We start from the raw sequence: 2792 nt of genomic DNA, 5'->3' as shown, positions 1-2792 counted from the left end.
AAAGTTCCAGACCGGCTTCTCGAGGTCTTGTTGACAGCCCGCGGCATAAAGTTACAAACTGCCGGCGTGAGTGGCTCTTCAGATAGCGAGCAGCCCCTCCGAGACCGCATCATCGAAGAGATCCAGGACTTGCGCGAGGAGGCTCGTCGGAAGGCTGACCGAGGTCCCGAGCTCCCACCTTACGACACGAATTCTGTTCCCCGTCGGGCTCTTCCCCCGCTCGAGAGCCACGAAGTCCTGACCTCACCCCATTCACCTGACCGCGAGGAGCTAAACGAGATCTGGGACGTATCACGGGCCCTGGCAGAACCGCCGGTCGGTCTTTGGGCGCGATTGTTCTTTCCATTTCGGGGTGCGATGCATCGGCTGGCGCGCCTGGCGCTTGGCCCTTTGATCGAGCGCCAGGTGAGGATGAACTCCCTCCAGGTCCGATTCGACAACGAGCTCGTAAGCTACGTCGACGAGCGAATCGACCGCATCAGCCGCCACTACGATCGGATTCTGGGACTCCATGGCAAACGGATGGAGGAGATCGACGAGAGACACCTCATCCTGCAACAGGAGCTGATTCGTCACGTTCACGACCTCGTCGAGCGGATCGAGTTCGTATTCGAGTCGGCGGAGCAGAACCATCTGTACCTGGAAGGCATGCTGCGCGAAACGAAGGAAGAGCTGAAGAAGCTCGTCGACCGCTGGAATCGGCTTTCGACACGGAACCCTTAGCCGGGATCGGATGCCGCGAAAAAGCATCTGCGTCTGCGGGGTTCAGGCCCCCTTCATCACTGGTGGTGCCGAGATCCTCGTCGGAGAGCTGGCCAAGGAGCTCAAGACGAGGGGCTACCTCGTCGACGTGGTGAACATCCCCTTCAAGTGGTATCCGGTCCAGGACATCATCAAGCAGGCGTTGATGTGGCGATTCGCCGAGCTGACGGAATCCAACGGAGTCCCCATCGACCTGGTGATCCCGACCAAGTTCCCCTCCTACCTGGTGCGACACCCGATGAAAGTGACGTGGCTGTTTCACCAACACCGCGAGGTTTACGACCTGTATGGCACGGCTTACTGCAGCTTCACCGATGACCCCGAGGAGCAGGAGATCCGACGGACCATCCACCGGCTGGACAACAAGACCCTCAGGGAGTCCCGTCGGATCTTCACCATTTCCAGGAACGTCTCGACGCGGCTCGATCGGTTCAACGGGATCGCGTCCGAGCCCCTTTATCCGCCTCCCCAGTACGTCGGCCGTTATCATTCGAACGGGTTCGGCGATCACGCGCTCTATGTCGGCCGCCTCGATCAGCTGAAGCGTTGCGACCTCCTCGTGGAGGCCTTCCGCTACGTGGTTCCTCCCGCGAGACTCGTCCTCGCCGGCCGGGGTCCGCAACTCGAGAACCTGAAGCGCCAGGTGGAGAGGTTGGGCCTTTCGGACCGCGTTCACTTCCCCGGGTTCGTGCCGGAGAAAGAACTTCTCGACTTGTACGCGTCGGCCTTTGCCGTCCTCTATGCGCCGGTGGACGAAGACTACGGATACGTGACCCTGGAGGCTTTCCTTTCGGGGAGACCGGTTGTCACCTGCAAGGATTCGGGCGGGACGCTCGAGTTCGTCGAGCATGGCGAGTCGGGTCTCGTCGTGGAGCCCGAGCCGCAGGCCGTGGCGGCGGCGGTGAACGAGCTCTACTCCAACCGCGATCGCGCCAGGGAGATGGGCGAGGCCGGCCGGCCCAAGGTGGCCGGGATCTCGTGGGAGCGCGTCCTCGACTCGCTCACCGAGCCGCTGCGATGAAGATTGCCTTCTGGAGCCCGCTCTCCCCTCAAGGCACCGGCGTTGCCGATTACAGCGAGGAGCTTCTCCCGCATTTGAAGGATCGAGGGCTCGACATTCATCTGTTCGTTGATGATTACGAGCCCGACAACCCCGATATCGTGCGCTCCTTCCCCTGGTACCCCGCGCGACGTTTCGAGGAGCTCTCGGAGCGAGAGTGCTTCGATCTGAATGTCTATCAAGTGGGAAACAGCTCGTTCCATCGCTACGCTCTCAACGCCGCTCTCCGATTTCCCGGAGTGGTCGTGCTTCACGATCTCGTGCTCCAGCATTTGTTCCTGGGAATGTCGGTCGAGCGCGGAAACCCGGCGCTCTACCTCTCGGAGATGAAGCGCGCCTACGGCTCCCGCGGGGCGGCGCTCGGACGTCAAGTGGCGGCCGCTCTCGGGAGCGAGCTTCTGACCTCGAAATTTCCTTTGTGCGAGCGAATGCTGGAGAGGAGCTACGGCGTACTCGTGCTGACCCGCTACATGCAGCAGTGGTTACAGCGTCGCTTCGGTGCGATGCCGGTGGGAAAGTTCATCGGACGCGCGCCCCACCACTACGCGCCGCCGCCGGGCGTACCGGCCGGCACGCCGCGAGAGGCTCGACGCCTGCTCGGACTGCCGGAAGACGCCTTCCTCATCTCCTCGTTCGGTCTCGTCACTCGCGCGAAACGAGTGGACAAGGCCATTCAGGGATTTCGAGAGCTTCTCGCGAGCGGAGCGAACGCTTATTTTCTCGTGGTGGGTGAGATACAGAAATCCTATCCTCTCGCCGACCTCGTTCGCGCGAATGAGATCGGTCCACGGCTCGTCGTCGTCGGCCGCCAGCCCATGGAGCGATTCTATCTCTACATGCTTGCGTCGGACGTCGTTTTGAATCTTCGCTTCCCCTCGACGGGTGAGCTATCGGGCACGCTCATGCGGACGATGGGCATGGGGAAGCCCGTTCTCGTCTCCAACACCGGACCGTACGCGGAGTTCCCCGA

General features: G+C 61.7%; 3 protein-coding genes. All 3 read left to right on the top strand.

Going from position 1 to position 2792, the window contains the following annotated elements:
• On the top strand, window positions 1-723 hold a 723-nt coding region (locus tag VEK15_29590), incomplete at its 5' end, for a hypothetical protein (GenBank protein ID HXV64888.1).
• Between the two features lie 10 nt (window positions 724-733).
• Window positions 734-1783: a glycosyltransferase family 4 protein gene (locus tag VEK15_29585; GenBank protein ID HXV64887.1), complete on the top strand. Its 1050-nt coding sequence runs from the start codon at window positions 734-736 to the stop codon at window positions 1781-1783.
• Window positions 1780-2792 (top strand): glycosyltransferase family 4 protein (locus VEK15_29580; GenBank protein HXV64886.1); only part of this gene is annotated, 1013 nt, incomplete at its 3' end. The genes VEK15_29585 and VEK15_29580, both read left to right, overlap by 4 nt.

Source organism: Vicinamibacteria bacterium (assembly GCA_035620555.1).
Taxonomy (GTDB): Bacteria; Acidobacteriota; Vicinamibacteria; order Marinacidobacterales; family SMYC01; genus DASPGQ01.
This window is presented reverse-complemented; position numbering and strand designations above follow the sequence as displayed.